23 protein-coding genes are annotated in these 20,903 nt (G+C 64.5%); 16 read left to right on the top strand and 7 right to left on the bottom strand.

What is annotated here, in order from left to right; all coding sequences use genetic code 11:
• Positions 1-109 precede the first annotated feature (109 nt).
• The 3 genes from queA (at position 110) to ACLB6G_RS19950 (ending at position 3,304) form a co-directional block, all read left to right on the top strand.
• Positions 110-1,183: a tRNA preQ1(34) S-adenosylmethionine ribosyltransferase-isomerase QueA gene (gene queA, locus ACLB6G_RS19960; protein WP_410357891.1), complete on the top strand. Its 1,074-nt coding sequence runs from the start codon at positions 110-112 to the stop codon at positions 1,181-1,183.
• Positions 1,184-1,655: 472 nt separating this feature from the next.
• Positions 1,656-2,786, top strand: coding sequence for a tRNA guanosine(34) transglycosylase Tgt (gene tgt / locus ACLB6G_RS19955; protein ID WP_410357890.1), 1,131 nt, complete (start codon positions 1,656-1,658; stop codon positions 2,784-2,786).
• A 101-nt stretch (positions 2,787-2,887) separates the two neighbouring features.
• Complete coding sequence (locus tag ACLB6G_RS19950; RefSeq protein ID WP_410357889.1) at positions 2,888-3,304, top strand: DUF2177 family protein; 417 nt, start codon at positions 2,888-2,890, stop codon at positions 3,302-3,304.
• On the opposite strand, the gene ACLB6G_RS19945 is transcribed toward ACLB6G_RS19950, so the two are convergent.
• Entirely contained in the window at positions 3,305-3,736 is a 432-nt protein-coding gene (locus ACLB6G_RS19945; RefSeq protein ID WP_410357888.1) for a DUF4864 domain-containing protein, read from the bottom strand.
• 141 nt (positions 3,737-3,877) lie between these two features.
• Between ACLB6G_RS19945 and mgtE the strand changes: the two genes are divergently transcribed.
• Together mgtE and ACLB6G_RS19935 are read left to right on the top strand one after the other, a co-directional pair.
• Positions 3,878-5,311: a magnesium transporter gene (gene mgtE, locus ACLB6G_RS19940; protein ID WP_410357887.1), complete on the top strand. Its 1,434-nt coding sequence runs from the start codon at positions 3,878-3,880 to the stop codon at positions 5,309-5,311.
• A 120-nt stretch (positions 5,312-5,431) separates the two neighbouring features.
• Positions 5,432-5,818 carry a MerR family transcriptional regulator gene (locus ACLB6G_RS19935; protein ID WP_410357886.1) on the top strand — a complete coding sequence of 129 codons (387 nt, stop codon included), beginning with the start codon at positions 5,432-5,434 and terminating at the stop codon, positions 5,816-5,818.
• Between the two features lie 31 nt (positions 5,819-5,849).
• Here the strand turns inward: ACLB6G_RS19935 and ACLB6G_RS19930 are convergent, their stop codons facing one another.
• Both ACLB6G_RS19930 and ACLB6G_RS19925 read right to left on the bottom strand, forming a co-directional pair.
• Positions 5,850-6,332 (bottom strand): methyltransferase family protein, encoded by a 483-nt coding sequence (locus tag ACLB6G_RS19930; protein WP_410357885.1) that lies wholly within the window; start codon positions 6,330-6,332, stop codon positions 5,850-5,852.
• On the bottom strand, positions 6,329-7,297 hold the full coding sequence (locus ACLB6G_RS19925; protein ID WP_410357884.1) for a heparan-alpha-glucosaminide N-acetyltransferase: 969 nt from the start codon (positions 7,295-7,297) through the stop codon (positions 6,329-6,331). Before ACLB6G_RS19925 ends, ACLB6G_RS19930 begins: the two co-directional genes overlap by 4 nt.
• An 83-nt stretch (positions 7,298-7,380) precedes the next feature.
• Here ACLB6G_RS19925 and ACLB6G_RS19920 point away from each other — a divergent pair, with 83 nt between their 5' ends.
• The 3 genes from ACLB6G_RS19920 (at position 7,381) to ACLB6G_RS19910 (ending at position 10,364) form a co-directional block, all read left to right on the top strand.
• Entirely contained in the window at positions 7,381-8,211 is an 831-nt protein-coding gene (locus tag ACLB6G_RS19920) for an aldo/keto reductase (protein ID WP_410357883.1), read from the top strand.
• Positions 8,212-8,273: 62 nt separating this feature from the next.
• Entirely contained in the window at positions 8,274-9,563 is a 1,290-nt protein-coding gene (locus ACLB6G_RS19915) for a mechanosensitive ion channel family protein (protein ID WP_410357949.1), read from the top strand.
• Positions 9,564-9,569: 6 nt separating this feature from the next.
• Positions 9,570-10,364, top strand: a complete 795-nt coding sequence (locus ACLB6G_RS19910) for a YdcF family protein (protein WP_410357882.1) — start codon at positions 9,570-9,572, stop codon at positions 10,362-10,364.
• On the opposite strand, the gene ACLB6G_RS19905 is transcribed toward ACLB6G_RS19910, so the two are convergent.
• Together ACLB6G_RS19905 and ACLB6G_RS19900 are read right to left on the bottom strand one after the other, a co-directional pair.
• A complete protein-coding gene (locus tag ACLB6G_RS19905; protein ID WP_410357881.1) occupies positions 10,343-10,630 on the bottom strand; it encodes a DUF3253 domain-containing protein in 288 nt (95 codons plus the stop codon). The genes ACLB6G_RS19910 and ACLB6G_RS19905 overlap by 22 nt on opposite strands.
• 141 nt (positions 10,631-10,771) lie before the next feature.
• Positions 10,772-11,218, bottom strand: a complete 447-nt coding sequence (locus ACLB6G_RS19900; protein WP_410357951.1) for a hypothetical protein — start codon at positions 11,216-11,218, stop codon at positions 10,772-10,774.
• An 88-nt stretch (positions 11,219-11,306) separates the two neighbouring features.
• Between ACLB6G_RS19900 and ACLB6G_RS19895 the strand changes: the two genes are divergently transcribed.
• The 3 genes from ACLB6G_RS19895 to ACLB6G_RS19885 all read left to right on the top strand — a co-directional run bounded on the left by ACLB6G_RS19895 (position 11,307) and on the right by ACLB6G_RS19885 (position 14,301).
• Complete coding sequence (locus ACLB6G_RS19895) at positions 11,307-12,707, top strand: L-serine ammonia-lyase (RefSeq protein ID WP_410357880.1); 1,401 nt, start codon at positions 11,307-11,309, stop codon at positions 12,705-12,707.
• Between the two features lie 83 nt (positions 12,708-12,790).
• Complete coding sequence (locus ACLB6G_RS19890; RefSeq protein WP_410357879.1) at positions 12,791-13,222, top strand: DUF1489 family protein; 432 nt, start codon at positions 12,791-12,793, stop codon at positions 13,220-13,222.
• Positions 13,223-13,362: 140 nt separating this feature from the next.
• A complete protein-coding gene (locus tag ACLB6G_RS19885) occupies positions 13,363-14,301 on the top strand; it encodes a division plane positioning ATPase MipZ (protein ID WP_410357878.1) in 939 nt (312 codons plus the stop codon).
• Between the two features lie 11 nt (positions 14,302-14,312).
• Here the strand turns inward: ACLB6G_RS19885 and ACLB6G_RS19880 are convergent, their stop codons facing one another.
• Positions 14,313-14,570 (bottom strand): hypothetical protein, encoded by a 258-nt coding sequence (locus ACLB6G_RS19880; protein ID WP_410357877.1) that lies wholly within the window; start codon positions 14,568-14,570, stop codon positions 14,313-14,315.
• Positions 14,571-14,661: 91 nt separating this feature from the next.
• A complete protein-coding gene (locus ACLB6G_RS19875) occupies positions 14,662-15,963 on the bottom strand; it encodes an SPOR domain-containing protein (RefSeq protein ID WP_410357876.1) in 1,302 nt (433 codons plus the stop codon).
• A 277-nt stretch (positions 15,964-16,240) separates the two neighbouring features.
• Between ACLB6G_RS19875 and ACLB6G_RS19870 the strand changes: the two genes are divergently transcribed.
• The 5 genes from ACLB6G_RS19870 to ACLB6G_RS19850 all read left to right on the top strand — a co-directional run bounded on the left by ACLB6G_RS19870 (position 16,241) and on the right by ACLB6G_RS19850 (position 20,903).
• Entirely contained in the window at positions 16,241-16,570 is a 330-nt protein-coding gene (locus ACLB6G_RS19870; RefSeq protein ID WP_410357875.1) for a phasin family protein, read from the top strand.
• A gap of 277 nt (positions 16,571-16,847) precedes the next feature.
• A complete protein-coding gene (gene clpS, locus ACLB6G_RS19865; protein WP_410357948.1) occupies positions 16,848-17,177 on the top strand; it encodes an ATP-dependent Clp protease adapter ClpS in 330 nt (109 codons plus the stop codon).
• Between the two features lie 7 nt (positions 17,178-17,184).
• Complete coding sequence (clpA, locus tag ACLB6G_RS19860) at positions 17,185-19,659, top strand: ATP-dependent Clp protease ATP-binding subunit ClpA (RefSeq protein WP_410357874.1); 2,475 nt, start codon at positions 17,185-17,187, stop codon at positions 19,657-19,659.
• 129 nt (positions 19,660-19,788) lie between these two features.
• Entirely contained in the window at positions 19,789-20,550 is a 762-nt protein-coding gene (locus ACLB6G_RS19855; RefSeq protein ID WP_410357873.1) for an AzlC family ABC transporter permease, read from the top strand.
• Positions 20,547-20,903, top strand: coding sequence for an AzlD domain-containing protein (locus ACLB6G_RS19850; RefSeq protein ID WP_410357872.1), 357 nt, complete (start codon positions 20,547-20,549; stop codon positions 20,901-20,903). The genes ACLB6G_RS19855 and ACLB6G_RS19850 overlap by 4 nt, the downstream gene beginning before the upstream one ends.

Raw genomic sequence — 20,903 nt, 5'->3', positions numbered from 1 at the left:
CGCCCTTGGCATGTCCGGTGGGGCCCATGCCCGCTACCGTTTCGTTTCCGGCATCTTCCGGCGCGGCCGGTGATTTGACGAGACCGTGGAATGCTGTAAAGGCCCGTCCATGCGTGTTGATCTTTTCGATTTCAAGCTCCCCGAAAGCGCCATTGCCCTGCGGCCTGCCGAGCCGCGCGATGCGGCCCGCATGCTGGTCGTGCGGCCCGGCAGCGGGCTTGAGGATCGCAGTGTGCTCGACCTGGCTGACTTGCTGGAACCGGGTGATGCACTCGTCTTCAACGATACGCGCGTCATCCCGGCGCAGCTTGAGGGTGTGCGCGTTCGCGACGGCGGCGAGGCGCGTGTCTCGGCCACGCTGCACATGCGCACCGGCCCGGACCGCTGGCAGGCTTTCCTGAAGCCCGGCAAGCGGGTGAGGGCAGGCGACCGCATCCGCTTCGGCCACGAGGGCAATGCCTGTTTCCTCGGAACCTTGGAGGCGACGGCGGGCGAAAAGGGAGAGGGGGGCGACGTGGAGCTTGTCTTCGACCTGTCCGGCCCGGCCCTGGACGAGGCGCTGCACGCGGTCGGCCATGTGCCGCTGCCCCCCTATATCGCCTCGAAGCGGCCCGAGGACGAGCGCGACCGGTCCGATTACCAGACGATCTATGCCCGCGAGGAAGGTGCGGTGGCGGCCCCGACCGCAGGATTGCATTTCACGCCGCGCCTGATGGAACGGCTTGAGGCGCGCGGCATCGAGCGGCATTTCGTGACGCTGCATGTCGGCGCGGGGACGTTCCTGCCGGTCAAGGCGGACGATACGCGCGATCACCGGATGCATTCGGAAATCGGCCATGTGAGCGGCGAGACCGCGAGCGCGCTCAATGCGGTCAAGGCGCGGGGCGGGCGCATCGTCTCGGTGGGCACCACGTCGCTGCGGCTGCTGGAAAGCGCGGCGGATGAGACGGGGCGGCTGCATGAATGGTCCGGCCCGACGGACATCTTCATCACACCCGGCTACCGTTTCCGCTTCATCGACGTTTTGATGACGAATTTCCACCTGCCGCGTTCCACGCTGTTCATGCTGGTTTCGGCCTTCAGCGGGCTGGAAACCATGCGCGCGGCCTATGACCACGCCATCGCGAGCGGTTACCGTTTCTATTCCTATGGCGATTCGAGCCTGCTTTTCCGAAAGGACTGAATGTCCTTTCCACACCGTGCCTGGCCTGGGCTATCCTCGTCCGGCTGCCTTCACGGGAACGCGGGTCATGAACCGGGAAACGCGGGGGCAGGCATGGTTGACGGCGGCGGGCGGACGGTTGCGCCTTCCGCGTGGCCTGCAATGGGCCTTTGGTCAACGCCCTATCGCGGGCGGCCCGCCGATGCCGGTCATGTCCGGCAGCGGCAGAGGGGCACGAAACCTCCGTTCACGGGCCGGACAGGCCGGGAAGGACGGAAGGCGGAGCGGCGGCGAACAGACATGCGGCAGGCGGTCACCGGATCGCATGAATTGTTCTCAGACACGCGGGATGGTGACCGCCTGTCTTTCCTCCTGAAGCAATGGCCAGACGCGAAAGCGGGCGTGGCAACGGCCGGCCATGGCGTTCAGTCCTTGCGGATCAGGATCTGGACGGGCAAGGGAACTGACGAACGAAACGGGGAATGCGAACGTCATGAGCAGCGAATTCACCTTCACTCTCCTTGCCACGAACGGCGGCGCGCGACGCGGCGAGATCACCATGCCGCGCGGCACCATCCGCACGCCGGCCTTCATGCCGGTCGGCACGGGCGGCACGGTGAAGGCCATGTACATGGACCAGGTGCGCGACCTCGGCGCCGACATCATCCTGGGCAACACCTATCACCTCATGCTCCGGCCCGGCGCCGAGCGGGTGGCGCGGCTGGGTGGCCTGCATGAATTTGCCCGCTGGCCGCATCCGATCCTCACCGACAGCGGCGGATTCCAGGTCATGTCGCTGGCCGCGCTGCGCAAGCTCGACGAACGCGGCGTGACCTTCAAGTCGCATATCGACGGCGTGAAGTACGAGATGACGCCCGAGCGCTCCATCGAGATCCAGGGGCTTCTGGATTCCGATATCCAGATGCAGCTTGACGAGTGCATCCGCCTGCCCGCCGAGGTCGGCGATGTCGAGCGCGCCATGGAATTGTCGCTGCGCTGGGCGGAGCGCTGCAAGACGGCCTTCGGCGACCAGCCCGGCAAGGCGATGTTCGGCATCGTGCAGGGCGGCGACGTGCCTGCACTGCGTGTCCGCTCCGCCGAGGCGCTGAAGGCCATGGACCTGAAGGGCTATGCGGTGGGCGGGCTGGCAGTGGGCGAGCCGCAGGCGGTGATGCTGGAGATGCTGGACGCCGTCTGCCCGGTGCTGCCCGGCGAAAAGCCGCGCTACCTCATGGGGGTCGGCACACCGGACGACATCCTGAAATCGGTAGCGCGCGGCATCGACATGTTTGATTGCGTGATGCCGACACGCGCCGGGCGGCACGGGCTGGCCTATACGCGTTTCGGCAAGATCAACCTGCGCAATGCCCGCCATGCCGAAGACCCGCGCCCGCTCGACCCCGAAAGCGGTTGTCCCGCCTCGCGCGACTATTCGCGGGCCTACCTTCATCATCTCGTCCGCTCCGGCGAGGCGCTGGCCGGCATGCTGCTGACCTGGAACAACCTGGCCTATTACCAGCGGTTGATGCAGGGCGCGCGCGACGCCATCGAGGCAGGGCGCTATGGCGACTACATGGCGCAGACACAGGCCGGCTGGCAGAAGGGCGACATGGCGCCGTTGTGAGACCGATCCGCGGGCGCCCGTGTTTTTGCGGAGCGGGACAGAACCGCGATGGCGCGCGGCGCGTATCCCGGTTGCAGACATAGCCCGAAGGAGCAACCAAGGTGAAATATGCTGTCGCCTACCTCGCCGCCATGGCGGTCTTCCTGGTCCTCGATTTCATCTGGCTGGGCTACGTCGCCAAGAACTTCTACTGGAGCCGGATGGACGGACTGCTTCTCGACCAGCCCCGCATGGGCGTGGCTGCCGTGTTCTACGTGATCTGGGTGGCCGGCCTTGTCTGGTTCGCGCTTGTCCCGGCGATGAACTCCGGCGCCCTGTCCACGGCGGTGGTCAATGGCGCCCTGTTCGGGCTCTTTACCTACCTGACCTATAACGGCACCAACCTTGCGGTCCTCAAGGGGTACGATCCGGTGGTCGCAATCACCGACACAAGCTGGGGCGTGTTCGTCGGCGCGATGTCCTCCGGCATCGCCTTCCTCGCCCTGCGGACCTTCGGCTTCATTTCCGAGGCGAACTGATCAGGCGGATGGCAGGTCGGCCGACTTGAGCGAGACGCCGGCGATCTTCCAGGAGCCGTCAGCCTGCAACTGCATCCGGTAAAGCGCCCGCCAGCCCTTGCCGTCAGGTCCCGTGATCAGCACCTCCTGCAGGAAATCGCCGGTGCCAAGCGGTATCGACTTGCCGAAGGCATAGGCGGACGGCCGGCGCACGGGCTGGTAGCCGCTGTCGACCATGCCCATGAATCCGTCCACGGACGGGAACAACCGCTTTATATTGGGCGCGGCATAGGAATAGGCGGCGGCCCCGTCATCGGCAAGGAAGGCCTCCATCTGTCCGGAAATGGCCGATTGCGCCGCGGTGATTTCCTCCTGCGTCTGCGCCATGGCGGGCGCGGCAAGAAGTGCCGCTGCGGCGAATAGGAACATCCTGCGGTTCGTGGCAGCGTGCATGGCAGCCTCCCTCCGGTCTATCATGACTCCTTGATACGGGATTTGGACGAAAGCAGTTTCATCCCAACGCTAAAACACCGGTCCCATGCCTTCAATCGGTGAAAATGTTGCTCTAGACAGGAGCGTGGATGCGCGAGTCGGATGGAGGGCGGGGTGTCAGACGAAGAGTTGGAAAAAGTCCCGGCTGACGCCGGTGAGAGCCTGACCGGGGCCGACATCTACGACGATGAAGGCTATGTGCGCGCGTCCTACCTGGCGCACATAGGCGCAGCGATTGCCGACCGCGATACCATCACGCTGAAGCGCGACGCCAGCGAACTGCATGAATCGGAACTCGCGGACCTCCTCGAAGCGCTGCTCCCGGATCAACGCCGGGGGCTGGTGGAACTGCTGGGCACGGATTTCGACTTCGCCGCGCTGACCGAGGTGGACGAGGCGATCCGCCTCCAGATCGTGGAATCGCTGCCCAACGACCAGATCGCGCAGGCCGTCCAGGAACTGGATTCCGACGACGCGGTCTACATCCTCGAAGACCTCGAAGAGGCAGACCAGGAAGAGATCCTCTCCAAGCTGCCGTTCACCGAGCGCATCCGGCTGCGCCGCTCCCTCGACTATCCGGAAGAAACGGCCGGCCGGCGCATGCAGTCGGAGTTCGTCGCCGTGCCGCCCTTCTGGACGGTCGGGCAGACGATCGACTACATGCGCGAGGACAAGGACCTGCCCGACAGTTTCTCGCAGATCTTCGTCATCGACCCGACCTTCCGGCTGGTCGGCGCGGTCAACCTCGACCGCATCCTGCGTACCAAGCGCGGCACCAAGGTCGAGGAGGTGATGCACGAGACGCGCCATGCCATTCCGGCGACGATGGACCAGGAGGAGGCGGCGCAGGTCTTCGAGCAATACGACCTGCTGTCGGCCGCCGTGGTGGACGAGAACGAACGGCTTGTCGGCGTGCTGACCATTGACGATGTCGTCGACGTCATCCAGCAGGAGGCCGAGGAGGACATTAAGCGCATGGGCGGCGTCGGTGACGAGGAGCTCTCCGACAGCGTGGCCGAGGCCGCGCGCTCGCGCTTTCTCTGGCTGCTGATCAATCTCGGCACGGCCGTTCTCGCTTCGCTGGTGATCGGGCTGTTCGATGCAACCATCGAGCAGATGGTCGCGCTGGCCGTGCTGATGCCGATCGTTGCCTCGATGGGCGGTAATGCCGCCACGCAAACCATGACGGTGGCGGTGCGCGCGCTCGCCACCAAGGACATCGACATCTACAATGCCGGCCGGGTCATCCGGCGCGAGACCATGGTCGGCATGGTGAACGGCATCCTCTTTGCCATCATCATCGGCGTGGTGGCGGCGCTGTGGTTCTCAAGTCCGGGCCTTGGCGCGGTGATCGCCATGGCCATGGTCGTCAACATGCTGGCCGCGGCGCTGGCCGGCATCCTGATACCGCTTCTGCTCGACAGGGTTGGCGCCGATCCGGCCATTGCCTCCGGCGTCTTCGTCACCACGGTGACGGATGTCGTCGGTTTCTTCGCATTCCTGGCGCTGGCGGCGTGGTGGTTCGCAATCGGCTGAGGACACGTTGATCTCTCCGGCCGAAGCGGGGGCGGGCGAAGCGGTTCGGTTGGCTATTTGACTTTTACGTAAGGGTTATGCAGACTTGTGCCAGGATGCCATCGTGAACGGGCTGCAAGCATGCGCGAATTCTACACCATCACGGAACTCACCAAGGAATTCGGCGTGTCCACCCGGACCCTGCGCTTCTACGAGGACGAGGGTTTGATCCAGCCGTTCCGGCGCGGGCGCACACGCCTCTACCGGCCGGCCGACCGGCACCTGATCAAGCAGATCATGCGCGGCAAACGGCTCGGCTTTTCCATCGCCGAGATTCGCGACATCATCCAGATGTACCGCGAACCGCCCGGCGAGGGCGGGCAATTGAAGACGATCATCGCCAAGATCGAGGAACGGCGCGAGGAATTGCGTCAGAAACGGCGCGACCTCGAGGAAACGCTGGCCGAACTCGACCGGGCCGAGGAGGCCTGCCTGGAGCGCATGGCGGAACTGGGCGTGAGCACCTGATGCCGCCGGGTGCACCGGTTCCCCCGGCCGGTCAGATCCAGCGGCGGACCTTCTTCATGTAATCGCGGTAGGGCTTGCCGAAGCGGTGGGTCAGATGCGCCTCCTCGCGTTCGATGGCCAGCTTCTGCGTGGCGAAGGCGGCCACAAAGGCCAGCAGGATGAACCAGGCAATGCCGGAGACGAGGCCCACACCGATCATCAGCATGGTATTACCAAGATAGATGGGGTTGCGGGTGATCCTGAAGGGACCGGAACTGACAAGGTGATCGGAGCGCTTGTGGGGAAGGATTGTCGTCCGCGCCTTGCGCATGGCCGCCATGGCAGAGAAATCCAGCGCCAGCGCGCCGGCAATCACCAGCCATCCAATGGCGAACAGGATGTCGGAAAAGGGACGCGGGATCCAGCCGAGACCGAGCGGCAGCACGAATTGAGCGCCGATGGCTGCGAGAATGGCCACGCCATAGAGGAGAGGCGGCCAGGGTATCCGGTTGGGCCGTTCCAGATCGCCGGTCATCGTGATTGCTCTCCTGTTCCTGTTCGCGCCTGGCAGATGGCACGCGCGGTTTCGATGGCGTCCTGCGCATCCGGCGAGGGCCGGCCGCTCAGTGCCGGTGCGAGCATGCCGCGCGCATCCAGTTCGTCAAGGACGCAAAGGCACCATGCCCGGCAAAAGGCTTCGTCGTTGGTCTGCATGCATTGCGCCTCGCAGCCGGGCCGCGCATCGCCGACGGTGACGGCCGGAGGAAAAAACTGGGCCCAGGTCCAGACAAGTGCGATGAGAAGCGGCTGATGGAGAAGGTAGACCGCGAGGCTGTGACGGCCCGGCCAGGCAAGCCATGCCGGCACGCGCGCATTCAGCCGGGTCCGGCGCAGAGCCTCGAACCAGCCCCGCGCGAGCCCCAGTTGCGCCAGCGCCATGCCCGCAAGCACGATTCCCGTCCAGGGGAAGACGGGGACGTAGTCGTTGGAGTTGGGCGGAAACGGTGCCAGCCCCGTCCAGCGCAACCAGGGCGCGGCAAAGGCCGGATCGCGAAAGACCTGGGGCAGGGCGATGATCGCCAACGCTGCGAGGGCGGTGGCGAACCACGGCAACCGCAGGAATGCCAGGCCGAGGACCCCGGCCAGGGCAATCTGGTGAAGGATGCCGAAGAAGATGAAGGTATCCGGCATGGCGAACCAGGTGACCAGCGTGATCAGGGCGGCGGCGGCGGCCACGCGCGCCAGCCGCACCAGATAGGAGCGCCACCGCATGGCTTGCCCGTGGCCGAGCACCAGGCCCATGCCTGCCAGGACAAGGAAGGAGCCGGCAATGCAGCGGGCGAAGAGCTTCCAGCCGCCGCTTGCCGCGGTTCCCGCCTCCACATAGCCGAAGAATTCGAGGTCCCAGGTGAAGTGGTAGATTGCCATCGCGGCCAGCGCGATGGCTCGCGCCGCATCGATTGCCGCTATGCGGCCCTTGCCCGTCGCCCCCGATGCCATAGACTGCGTTTCCATCATGAATGACAGGTATTTCAACCGGGTGCGTCCCGGTCAATCGCAATGAACGAGGGAGCGAGTGAAACATGCACAGAGTTGAAGCGAAGGGTGCTGCCATTCCGGCCATCGGCATGGGAACTTGGACCCTGGAAGGCGATCATTGCGCCGGCATGGTGGCCGAAGCATTGCGCGTGGGCTACCGCCATGTGGATACGGCCGCGATGTACCGCAACGAGGAAGCGGTCGGCGAAGGCCTGCGCGCGTCCGGCCTTCCACGCGAGGATTATTTCCTGACGACCAAGGTATGGTTCACCGATATCGGGGATGGCGACCTGCAACGTTCGGCCGAGGCCAGCCTCAAGCGGCTCGGCGTCGACCAGGTCGACCTGTTTCTGATCCACTGGCCGAACCCCGCCATTGCATTGTCCGATTCGATCCGTGCGCTGAATGCAGTGAGATCCTCCGGCATGACCCGGCATATCGGCGTTTCCAACTTTCCGACCGCGCTTCTGGCCCAGGCCATCGACCTGAGCGAAGCGCCGCTGGTCTGCAACCAGGTCGAGTATCATCCCTATCTGAACCAGGAAAAGATGAGGGCTATGCTGGCGGCCAACGGGATGGCGATGACTTCCTATTGCCCGCTCTATCGCGGCGGGGCGCTGTTCGAGGAGCCGGCGGTGCGCGACGCAGCGGCGGCGCATGGACGCTCACCTGGCCAGATCGTGCTGCGCTGGCACGTCCAGCAGAAGGGGGTCATCGCGATTCCCCGGACATCGCGGCCGGAAAGGCTTGCCGAGAACCTCGCCGTGTTCGACTTCGCCCTGTCGGAGGAGGAAATGGCCGCCATCTCGGCGCTTCGCCAGCGCAATGACCGTATCTGCAATTTCGACTTCTCTCCCGTCTGGGATGCCGCATGAGCGAAACGGTCGCCGATCTGCTTTCCGCCGCGGCGCGGCACTTCGAAGGACTGATCGGCTCCATGGATCCCGTGTGGACCGGAATCCAGCTGGCGCTCGCTGCCTGGGTGTTCCTGCTGGCCTGGCTCATCTCGCTCAGGGTCGAGCCGGCACTTGAGGAGCGCGCGCGGCGCATCCGGGGCAATCCCGGTTTGCTGCGCATGATCGTCGCGCTGCTGCGGCGCTCCGAATGGGTGATTTTCGTGCTGGCCATGGCGCTGACACTCGCGGTGATGCGGGCGGCAACATGGCCGAGCCGCTCCTGGCTGATCGAGCTCATCCTGTCGCTGGCCTCGCTCTGGCTGGTGATCTCGGTGCTCTCGCGGGTCATTCGCAACCGGACATTGGCGCGGGTCGTCGCCTATGCGGGCTGGATCTGGGCGGCGATCATCGTGCTGGGCATCTCCGGGCAGATCCAGGCGATGCTCGACAGCCTTGCGCTCAGCATCGGCAAGACCCGCATCTCGGCATGGTTCGCCCTGCAGGCGTTGTTCGCCCTCGGTGCGACGCTGTGGCTCGCCACGGCCTTCGGCAATTTCATCGACCGGCGCCTGCAAATGAGCGATGACCTGACGCCATCGCTGCGCGTTCTCCTCGGCAAGATCATCAAGATCATGCTGGTGCTGGTGGCCGGTGCGGTCGCGCTGTCGTCGCTGGGGATCGACCTGACGGCACTGACCGTGTTTTCAGGCGCGGTCGGGGTTGGGCTCGGCTTCGGCCTGCAGAAGGTCGTCTCGAACTTCATCAGCGGAATCATCATCCTGCTCGATCGGTCGATCAAGCCGGGCGACACGATCTCGCTCAACGAGACCTTCGGCTGGATCCGCGAATTGCGGGCCCGGTTCGTTTCCGTCGTCACGCGGGACGGGCGGGAATACCTGATCCCGAACGAGGAGTTCATCACCAACCGCGTGGTGAACTGGTCGTTCAGCGACCAGCTTGTCCGTCTCGACGTGGAGTTCGGGGTATCCTACGATTCCGATCCGCACGAGGTCTCGAAGCTGGCCGTCGAGGCCTGCAAGGGGGCGGCACCCCGGGTGCAGTCGCATCCCTCGCCGGTCTGCTGGCTGACCGGTTTCGGGGACAGTTCGCTCGACTTCGTGCTGCGTTTCTGGATTGCCGATCCACAGGCAGGCCTCACGAATGTCCGCGGGGCCGTGATGATGGCCTTGTGGGATACCTTCAAGGAAAACGGTGTCGGCATTCCGTTCCCGCATCGCGAGGTGATCATGCGTACGCCGGTGGATATCCGCGACGCAGCCACGGCTCCGGCGAAAGCCGCGCCACGGCGCGGACGGCGGCGGAAGGAATAGGCGCCGATGTTCTTTTACCTGTCGAAGATGGCCTGGTTCGTCATCCAGCCGCTGGGCCTGCTGTTTCTCATCATGCTGGCGACGGCCCTTGCCGCGCTCATGAACTGGCGGCGCGCGGCGGTCGTCATGTCGTCGCTCGGGCTTCTCCTGCTCGTCGCGGGCGGCTGGACCAATGCGGGCCAGATGCTCCTCAATCCGCTGGAGGAGCGGTTCCCGAGGCCGGACCCGCCCCCTGAAATAGTTACGGGAATCATCGTGCTTGGGGGCGGAATGGCGGGAGCCGTCAACCTGGCGCGCGGCGGGCACGAGCTGGAGGATGCCGGAGACCGGTTCGTCGAGGGCGCGATCCTGGCGCGCCGCTATCCGCAGGCGAAACTGGTGATTTCGGGCGGTTCCGGAGCCTTGATCGCCTATGGCGAGGGGGATGCCGACAGCGCCGGACGGCTGATGACGGCGCTGGGCGTGGAGCGCGACCGGCTGGTACTGGAGAACCGTTCGCGCAATACCGCGGAAAATGCCCGCTACAGCTACGATCTTCTGGCGCCAAAAGAGGGCGAGACATGGCTGCTCGTCACCTCGGCCTTCCACATGCCTCGCTCCATGGCGCTTTTCCGCATGGCCGGCTTCGCCGTCACGCCATGGCCGGTCGATTACCGCACGCCGGGTCCGGCCGGGTTCGGCATGGCGCGCCGGGCGCCTGTCGACGCGCTTGACGAACTGACGCTGGGCCTGAGGGAATGGATCGGCCTGACCGCCTACTATCTTACGGGGCGAATCCCTCAGCTGTTCCCGTCGCCCTGACCGCCGCCTGGAAGGGCGATACGGTACACGCCCCTGAAATCGCCGGGATCGACCGGCTTGCCCTTGCGCAGGATGACGATCCGTCCCGCCTTCGCCATGGCGACGGCCTCGGCGCGCAAGGGTTTCATCAGGAGCCGCCATTGCTTTTCGTCCGGACCGGCGATCGCGCGCGCGGCCTCCGACGGGCAGATCGACTTCCCAGGTCCACGCCCGGCAACCAGGTTCAGGATGGTCCGCCGGAGCAGATCGGTATCGCTCTTGTCCATGGTGCCCGTGTCCTTCCGGCTGTTTCGCGCGCTGGTCATTTCATGCCGGTTGCGGTCTGGCAAGACCGTCCATGCCGATTCCCTTGCAGGCCATGTCGGGGCTTTTCCACAGGCCGGAACTTCCATGACCCGCCGCTCGGATCACGATTCCGCCGCAGATGTTATCAGTCGGTAAACTTTCGTTATCTCGAAAATATAAAACATTTCAGCATGTTGCTCATGTTGCGCTGCAGCAGAAAAAGCGGCGAGCCTTTTTTGCGCCGTTTTTCGGCTTGCATTGCACGGCATGGGGGCGTATCGGTCCGCTTCACGGGTTGCACAGGCCGTCTTGCCGGCGGCGACCTGCGGGGTAACAGCAAGACAGGACCATTCATGGACGATACCGTTCAGAAAAGCTGCTGGGGCGTCACAGCCTGGGCAGTGGCGGCGTTTGCCAGCGTGATTTTGCTGGCTTGGCTGTTCGGTGGCGCGGATACCGTTTCGGTTGTCGCCACAAACTGATTTCTCCGGGATATAAAATGCCGAAAGGCGCCGGTGCTTGACGCACCGGCGTTTTTCTTTTGCCGTGTCGCCAATTGCCAAGCCCATGGCGGTTCCGGCCGGTAAAAGCGTGTATCTTCCATGCAGCATTCCGCAAGACGGAGCGGGGTGGTCCCGCAGCACAGAGAGATGGTGCATGTTCCTTTCGGTATTCGATCTGTTCAAGATCGGTCTCGGGCCTTCGAGTTCGCATACTATGGGGCCCATGAACGCGGCGCGGCGCTTCCTCGAGGAAGTGAAGGGCGGGTCATGGCCGCGGCCTGCCGGGGCTCGCGTCACGCAGCTTTCCGCGAGCCTGCACGGCTCGCTGGCCTTCACGGCGCGGGGTCACGCGACCGACAGGGCCGTGTTGCTGGGGCTTGACGGCCACGCGCCCTCGCAGATCGATCCGGACGAGGCTGAACGCGTGGTTGAACGCGTTGCGGCGGAGCGCATGGTGAGGCCTGAAGGACATCCGGCCTACCGGTTCGATCCGGACGCCGACCTTGTGATCGACCGCAGGAACCCGCTGCCCGGTCATGCCAACGGGATGGCCTTCCAGGCCCATGACGAGGACGGGCGCGTGTTGCTGCGCCGGGTCTACTACTCGGTCGGCGGCGGCTTCGTGGTGACCGAGGACGAACTCAACACGGTCCACCAGGGTCCCGGACCCGAGGAGCGGCCGGGTGCGCCATTTCCCTTTTCCAATGCCGCCGAGATGCTGGCGATGGCGCGGGACAGCGGGCGGTCCATCGCGGCCATGAAAAGGGCCAACGAGGAAGCACGCATGGCGCGGGCTGACCTCGATGGCGGTCTCGACCGTATCTGGGAGGCGATGAATGCGTGCATCGAACGCGGCCTTGCGGCACACGGCGAATTGCCCGGTGGCCTGAAGGTGCGCCGCCGGGCCGCCGCGATGCATGCGCGGCTGAACGAGGAAAGCCTGTCGAACCGCCTCAACCCGATGGCGGCGAACGATTGGCTGTCGGTCTACGCGATGGCCGTCAACGAGGAGAACGCCGCGGGCGGCAAGGTCGTCACGGCGCCGACCAATGGCGCGGCCGGGGTTGTGCCGGCGGTTCTCAAATACGCCATGCGATTCCATGACGGCATGGACCATGTCCAGCGGCGCGAATTCCTTCTCACGGCGGCGGCGGTCGGGGGGATCATCAAGCACAACGCATCCATTTCCGGCGCGGAAGTCGGCTGCCAGGGCGAGGTGGGTTCGGCCTCTGCCATGGCCGCGGCAGGTCTGGCGGCCGTGATGGGCGGAACGCCTGAACAGGTGGAGAATGCGGCCGAGATCGCTCTGGAACACCATCTCGGCATGACCTGCGACCCGGTGGCGGGCCTCGTCCAGGTGCCATGCATCGAGCGGAACGCGCTTGGGGCGGTCAAGGCCGTAACGGCGGCTTCGCTGGCCATGCGCGGCGACGGGGCGCACATCGTCTCGCTGGATGCCTGCATCCGCACCATGGCCGAAACAGGCCGCGACATGGACAGCCGCTACAAGGAGACAGCGCTTGGCGGACTGGCCGTCAACGTACCGGAGTGCTGAAGCAGCCGGCGACGAACGCCGCCTGTGGAGAACGTGTGAGAGATCGCTTGAATGCCGGCACGGGTCGGATAGATACTGACGCCATGACCCTTCACCTGCTCAAACTGTCGGTCGGCACGGAAAGCGTGGACGATCTTGAAGGCTGGATCGCGCATCGCTGCGCGCAGGCGCGCGCCGCCGGGCTTGGCGAAAAATACTGGCACACGACCCGCATGGTGCCGCGCCGCATTCCCGAGATCCTCGCAGGCGGATCGATCTACTGGGTCATCAAGGGCATGATCCTGTGCCGCCAGAAGTTCATCGACATCGAGACATTCCAGGCTGAAGACGGCGTGCAACGCTGCCGGCTGGTTCTGGAAACGGACCTTGTGCGCACAAGGCCCGTGCCGAAACGGCCTTTCCAGGGCTGGCGCTATCTCAAGCCGGAAGATGCGCCGGCCGATCTTTCCGGAAACGCCGACGGAATGCTGCCCGCGGAACTGGAAAGCGAATTGTCGGAACTCGGACTGCTGTGACCTGACCGCCCGTCCCCTCCCGGGAGCCGGCCAGGGTTTACCAATCCGGCAGGTATTTGCGTCCGGGGTCGCCGAAAACTTGCAACCTCACGCTTCAAGAGGCAGTCTTTCCCTGCACGCATTGTGCCGGGGATCTGGAAATGTTCATTTCTGCTTCGTCCAGGCCGACGCCGGGCAGGAGCCGCACAGCGGCCCATGTGATCGTCTGCGGCAATGAAAAGGGCGGTTCGGGCAAGTCCACGACCGCCATGCATGTCGCCGTCTTCCTGCTGAAGGCGGGCAATCGCGTGGCGACGATAGACCTGGATGGCCGGCAGCTATCGCTCACCCGCTATCTGGAAAACCGCCGCCGCTGGGCTGCCGCAGCCGGCCTGGCGCTTGAAATGCCGCAGCATTTCCATGTCCCGGCCATTCGCCGCGCCCTGGTGGCCGATGCCGAAAGCGCCGAGATGCGCGCCTTGACGGCTGCGCTGTCCGATATCGAGCACCGGCACGATTTCGTCATCATCGACACGCCGGGAGCCGATACCTACCTCAACCGGCTCGCCCATCGCATCTGCGACACATTGATCACACCGGTTAACGACAGTTTCGTCGATCTCGACGTGCTTGCCAGGATCGACCCTGTTTCCGGCGATGTTGTGGATGTTTCGCCCTATGCCCAGTCGGTGAGGGATGCGCGGCGCGAGCGCCGGGCCGCCGACAACACCATGCTGGACTGGGTGGTCGTTCGAAACCGCATGTCGCCCATTTCATCGCGCAACGAAATGAAGGTCGATGATGGCTTGCGCAAGTTTTCTGCACGGCTTGGCTTCCGCTTGGCCGACGGGATATCCGAGCGCGTCATCTTCAGGGAGTTCTTTCCGCTCGGGTTGACGGCGCTGGACGAACTCGACGATCGCGTTCTCGGTGCCCGGCCGACGCTTTCGCATCTGGCCGCGCGTCAGGAAATCCGCCAGCTTGTCGCCGCGCTGCGCCTGCCGATCGGTGAGGAAGGCTTGCGCCGGGCCGAACGCCGGAGGCAATTCACGGCGTGTTCCGGCGACACGATCGCATTGCCTGACATCTTCGCCGACTGAGCCCTGCGCCGTCAGCCCCGATAACTGTACCGGACGGCCACGCCGCCGCGCGGGGCAAGCACCCGGAGCCGCACGCAGACCGGTGCACGGGACTGGCGCATGGCGCGGGCCCCGTGGCTGATCAGCAGCCCGACGAGATCGCGGGTGCGCAGGCGAACAGGCTTCCGCCCGGCCGCCAATGCATCGCGGGCAGTCAGGAGGGCGTTGGCAGGCGCCGGCGCCGGTCCGGCGCTGGGTCCCGTGGCGGACACATGGTTCTGCTGTGTCATGGCGTTTTCTCCGAACGACGCAATACAAAGCCCCGGAGAGAAGGGGCGGACCTTGCCGGCGCCGGTTCCCCGACGCCCGCGAAACGGGCAGCTACTGCTCGGTGGCGTAGCAGTTGATCTTCCGGCGCTTGAGGCTGGAACAGGCCTTCCAGGCCGCATCCTTGCCGGCAAAGCCGCCGAACCGGGCACGATAATAGAGCGTACCGTCCTTCTCGAAGGTCGAGGTGAAACCTTCGGCGCTGGCGAGAATGGGCCCGGCCTTGCCGCGAACGCTGTCCAGGAAGGCCAAGGCCTCATCCCGCGAGGCCAAGGAGGCGACCTGGACAACCCAACCCTGTGCCTCAGCGGCCCTTTGCGTGACGGGCGCGACGGCGGCGGTGCGCACGGGATCGACAAGGGGGGTCGAGGATGCGCTGGCAATGGTTTCGGTATTGGCAACCGACACGGGTTTGGGCGCGGGAACGGGAATATCGGTGCGCGGAAGCACGGGGAGGCCCGCGACCTTAACATTCGCTGCCTTGCCCCTGGCAACGAGATTGCCGCGATCGCGGGTCGATGCCTTGGGCAGGTAGGCGGCGATCAGTTTCTTCATCTGGGCGTTGCGGCTTGCTCCGGTGCGCCCTCCCATGACCACGGCCACGATGCTGCGATCGCCGCTGCGCACCGAGGATACGAGGTTGAAGCCGGACGCGCGGGTGTATCCGGTCTTGATGCCGTCGACGCCGCGAACCTTGCCGAGAAGCCGGTTGTGGTTGCGGTAACGCCGTTTGCCGTAGTTGAACACACGGGTGGAGAAGTAGCCGTAATATTCCGGGAAATGCTCGCGCAGGGCGATACCGAGACGGGCCATGTCGCGCGCGGTCGTGACCTGGCGTGCGTCAGGCAGGCCGTGCGGATTGCGGAAGACCGTGCGGTTCATGCCCAGCGACCGGGCCTTCGCGGTCATGATCCTGGCGAAGCCGGCTTCCGAACCGCCGAAGTATTCACCCAGCGCGGAAGCGACGTCATTGGCTGACTTGGTGACGAGCGCGTAGATCGCGGATTCCAGCGTGATCGTCTGGCCCGGCCTCAGGCCCAGCTTCGACGGCGGGCGGCCGGCGGCATAGGCGGAGACGGGGATGCGCGTGGTCTTGGAGACCTTGCCGCTCTTCAGCGCCTCGAAGGCGATGTAAAGCGTCATCATCTTTGTCAGGGATGCGGGATATCGCAGCGAATCCGCGCTGGATTCGTAGAGCGTCTTGCCCGTGTTGGCGTCCACGACGATGCCGGCATACTTCGATCCGGCATGGCCCGGAACGGTTGCCGCAACCAGGCCGGCCACGGTCAATCCGGCCAGCGTCGCGGCGGATGCCTTTCGGGCGAGGGAGACTATCGAGACAAGGAATGCACGCAAGATTGCACCTGGAAGGTTCGGGGTTTCCTGTCAGGGACGGCCGGGCCGCCCGAACGGACAGGGGCATCCTGCGGGAACAGCGTTACCAATCCGTTTATGGTAAGCGAGGTGTGAACCGGATTTTTCGGAATCGCTGAATGATTGACTTAATCATTAATTGTTGCGAGCCGGCCGTTCCTCCCTGAATTGCAGCAATTCACTTGACGGATTGTGCATTGCACACTATTGTATGTGCATCGCAACAATCCGGTTTGCCCAGCATCGAGAGGACAACCCCATGATGAAGAATTTCGACGAGATGAACGCCGCCTCCAAGGAAATGATGGACAGCGGCCTGAAGTCGTTCGCGTCCCTTTCGCAGGCGTTCCAGACCATCGCCACCGAATCCGCCGAGTATGCCAAGAAGTCCATGGAAATGGGTTCGGGCTACTTCGAGAAGCTGTCCGGCGTGAAGTCCATGGACAAGGCCATCGAACTGCAGAGCGAATATGCCAAGAGCGCCTACGAGCAGTTCGTGGCCCAGACGGCAAAGATGAGCGACCTTTATGCCGATCTCGCCAAGGAAGCCTACAAGCCGTTCGAATCGGCCATGTCCAAGGCCAAGTAAGGCGACGCCGGCTTTCTTCTGCCGGAACCAGCGCAATGACCGGCTCCGTCGCGTGAAGCGGCGGAGCTTTTTGTTTTGTCAGGACAAAGCGAACGTTGAGCCTATTCCGCACGGGATCGAAAACTTGGCGCAGGGTATGCCGGTGGCCCTTGCAAGGCGCTGGCCAGGCCTTAAAATCCAGACCAGACAGACTACATGTTGATGACGTGACAGGACGAAGAACGAACCGGGCCCGGGCATAGCAATGATGTTGACAGCGGAAAGGCACTCGGTGCGGATGAACGGCGAGGACGGGCAGGGCGGCGGAACCGGGCGCGGGACGTCGGTCATCACGCGCACGAAGCCGAAGACGAAGAAGCCCAGCCTCTACCGTGTCCTCCTGCTCAACGACGACTACACGCCGATGGAGTTCGTCATCCACGTGCTTGAACGGTTCTTTTTCAAGGATCGCGAAAACGCCACAAGGATCATGCTCCATGTTCACAATCACGGTGTCGGCGAATGTGGCGTCTACACCTACGAGGTCGCGGAGACCAAGGTATCCCAGGTCATGGACTTCGCGCGCCAGCACCAGCATCCATTGCAATGCGTGATGGAGAAAAAGTGAGGATTTCATGCCGGCTTTCTCGCAAAGCCTCGAAAGAGCGCTGCACCAGGCCCTGACATTCGCCAATGATCGGCACCACGAATACGCCACGCTGGAGCATCTTCTGCTGGCGCTGCTCGAAGATCAGGATGCCGCCGCGGTGATGCGGGCCTGCAACGTCGATCTCGACGAGTTGCGGCGCACGATCACCCACTATCTGGACACGGAACTGGACAATCTGGTCACCGGCTACGATGAGGATTCCAAGCCGACGGCCGGTTTCCAACGCGTCATCCAGCGCGCGGTGATCCATGTCCAGTCATCGGGCCGCGAGGAGGTTTCGGGTGCGAACGTGCTCGTCGCCATCTTCGCCGAACGGGAAAGCCATGCGGCCTATTTCCTGCAGGAGCAGGAGATGACCCGTTACGATGCGGTCAATTACATTTCGCACGGTATCGCCAAGCGGCCCGGCGCAAGCCAGAGCCGTCCTCCGCGCGGGGCGGAAGAAGAGCAGAGCACTCCGCCGACCGGCAGCAACGAGGAGGATGCGGGCGCGAAGAAGAAGCAGCAGGACGCGCTCAGCGCCTATTGCGTCAATCTCAACGACAAGGCGCGGGCCGGCAAGATCGACCCGCTGATCGGGCGCGCCGCCGAGATCAGCCGCACCATCCAGGTGCTGTGCCGCCGTTCCAAGAACAATCCGCTCTATGTCGGCGATCCCGGTGTGGGCAAGACGGCGATTGCCGAGGGCCTTGCCAAGCGCATCGTCGAAGGCGACGTGCCGGAAGTGCTGAAGGACGCGACGATCTTCTCCCTCGACATGGGCACGCTGCTTGCCGGAACGCGCTACCGCGGCGATTTCGAGGAGCGCCTCAAGCAGGTGGTCAAGGAACTGGAAAATTTCCCGGGCGCCGTGCTGTTCATCGACGAGATCCATACGGTGATCGGCGCCGGCGCGACGTCGGGCGGGGCGATGGACGCCTCGAACCTTCTCAAGCCGGCCCTGTCCTCGGGCGCCATCCGCTGCATCGGTTCCACCACCTACAAGGAGTATCGGCAGTTCTTCGAGAAGGATCGCGCGCTGGTTCGCCGGTTCCAGAAGATCGACGTCAACGAACCGACGCTGGAAGACGCCATCGAGATCATGAAGGGCCTGAAGCCCTATTTCGAGGACTTCCACAAGGTGAAGTTCACCAATGACGCCATCAAGGCGGCCGTGGAGCTTTCGGCCCGCTACATCTCGGACCGCAAGCTGCCGGACAAGGCGATCGACGTGATCGACGAGACCGGAGCGTCGCAAATGCTTTTGCCGGTCTCAAAAAGGCGCAAGCAGATCGGCGTCAAGGAGATCGAGGAGACCGTGGCCACGATGGCGCGCATTCCGCCCAAGTCGGTTTCGGCCGACGACGAGGCAGTGCTGGCGGGGCTGGAATCGAAGCTCAAGACCACGGTCTACGGCCAGGACCTGGCCATCGAGGCGCTGGCTTCCTCCATCAAGCTGGCGCGCGCCGGACTGCGCGAGCCCGACAAGCCGATCGGCTGCTACCTGTTCTCCGGTCCGACGGGCGTCGGCAAGACGGAAGTGGCCAAGCAGCTTGCCTCTTCGCTCGGCGTCGAGCTTCTGCGTTTCGACATGTCGGAATACATGGAGCGTCACACGGTCTCGCGGCTGATCGGCGCTCCTCCCGGCTATGTCGGCTTCGACCAGGGCGGCCTGCTGACCGACGGCGTCGACCAGCATCCCCACTGCGTGCTGCTGCTCGACGAGATCGAGAAGGCGCATCCGGACCTGTTCAACATCCTGCTGCAGGTCATGGACCACGGCAAGCTGACCGACCACAACGGCAAGAAGATCGACTTCCGAAACGTCATCCTGATCATGACGACCAATGCCGGCGCGTCCGACATGGCCAAGGCCGCCATCGGCTTCGGCTCGTCGAAGCGCGAAGGCGACGACATGGAGGCGATCAACAAGCTGTTCACGCCGGAATTCCGCAACCGCCTCGATGCGATCATCCCGTTCGGCTCGCTGCCGGTGCCGGTGATCCACAAGGTCGTGCAGAAATTCGTCATGCAGCTCGAGGCGCAACTGTCCGAACGCGGCGTGACCTTCGACCTGACCCAGGACGCCATCGAATGGCTGGCCGAGCGCGGTTACGACGAACGCATGGGCGCACGTCCGCTCGGCCGGGTGATCCAGGAGCACATCAAGAAGCCGCTGGCCGAGGAAGTGCTTTTCGGCAAGCTCAAGAAGGGCGGAACGGTGCGGGTCGGCGTCGAGGAGAAGGAAGACGGCAAGACCGCCCTGAAGCTCGAAACGATTGCCGACGACGTCCCTGTCAAGCCGAAGAAGGAAGACCCGGAAGGCAAGCCGAAAACGGCGGCCAAGCCGAAGGCTGCAAAAAAGCCGCGCGCCAAGGCCGCGAAGCCCGCGGTCAAGCCCGACGAGGGCGGCAAGGCACCACGCCGCGCCGGTGTTCCGCAGGTGCCCCGCAAGGGCTGACCGGCTTTAAACATGTTTCAGGCGGGCCGCTTCCGAGCGGCCCGTTTGCTTTTCCGGTGAAAACGGCTTGATCCGGAAGACAGGTTTTTTCGCATCGCGCCATCCATGCGGGAATGCTATGCGCGGTTCATGTCGTCCGCATTGCCTCCCGAACCAGTCCAGACCGACGAGCCGCCCGGCAGCGCCGGCCGGTGGTTCCTGCACGGCGCGCGCGCGGCCCTTTCACTGCCGGGCCTGATCCTGTGCGGGGCCTTTATCGGTTTCGGCGCCATCGCCCGCGACACGGGGCTGTCACTGGCCGAGGCCATGTTCATGACCGCGATCATCTGGGCGCTTCCGGCCCAGATCGTGCTGCTCGGTGCCATGGCGTCGGGCGCGTCGCTGCCGGCGGCGGCCATCGCGGTGACGCTCACATCCGTCCGGCTGATGCCGATGGTGGTCGCCATCGTTCCCGAAATGCGCACCGGCCGGACACGGCGCTGGGTGCTCTACCTGCTTTCGCACTTCGTGGCCGTGACCTCCTGGGTTCTTGCCATGGAGCGGTTCCGCGATGTTCCGCGCGACCGGCGCACGGCTTTCTACGGCGGTATCGGCTGCACGCTGATCGCTGCCATGCTGGTTGTCCTCGTGATCGTCTACGGCACGGCGGCAGCCCTGCCGCCACTGGCCGCGGCGGCGCTGGTCTTCCTGACCCCGGCCTATTTCCTGTTCTCGCTTTGGTCGTCGGCGCGTGAGCGGGCAAGCCACGGGGCCATGCTGGCAGGAATGGTGCTGGGCCCGGTCCTGCATCCGGTCCTGCCAGGCTTCGACCTGCTGGCAGCCGGGCTGATCGCGGGCCTCGCGGCATTCGCCTTCCACGTCTTCACTTCCAGGACGGAGGGTGGCCGATGACGGTGCTCCAGGGCGACAATGCCTGGTGGTGGCCCTTCGTCTTCATTGCGGTTGCCGGCTGGTTGCCGACCGACCTCTGGCGCTGGGCGGGCGTTGCACTCGGCGGGCGGCTGGACGAGACGTCGCGCTGGCTCGTTCTGGTTCGCTGCATTGCCACCGCGCTGGTGGCAGCGGTCATCGGCAATCTCGTCGTCTATCCGCAAGGGCCGCTGGCGACGCTGCCGGTTGCGGTCCGGATCGGGGCGCTGGCGGCCGGCTTCGCGGTCTATCTCGTTACCGGAAAACGGATGATCTTCGGCATCCTGGCGGCCGAGGCGGCGCTGGTGGCGGGCATGGTCGCAACCGCCACCTGA

This window comes from Zhengella sedimenti (assembly GCF_046506625.1).
Taxonomy (GTDB): Bacteria; Pseudomonadota; Alphaproteobacteria; order Rhizobiales; family Rhizobiaceae; genus Zhengella; species Zhengella sedimenti.
The sequence above is the reverse complement of the archived record's forward strand: the minus strand, read 5'-3'. Positions and strand labels throughout refer to the sequence as shown.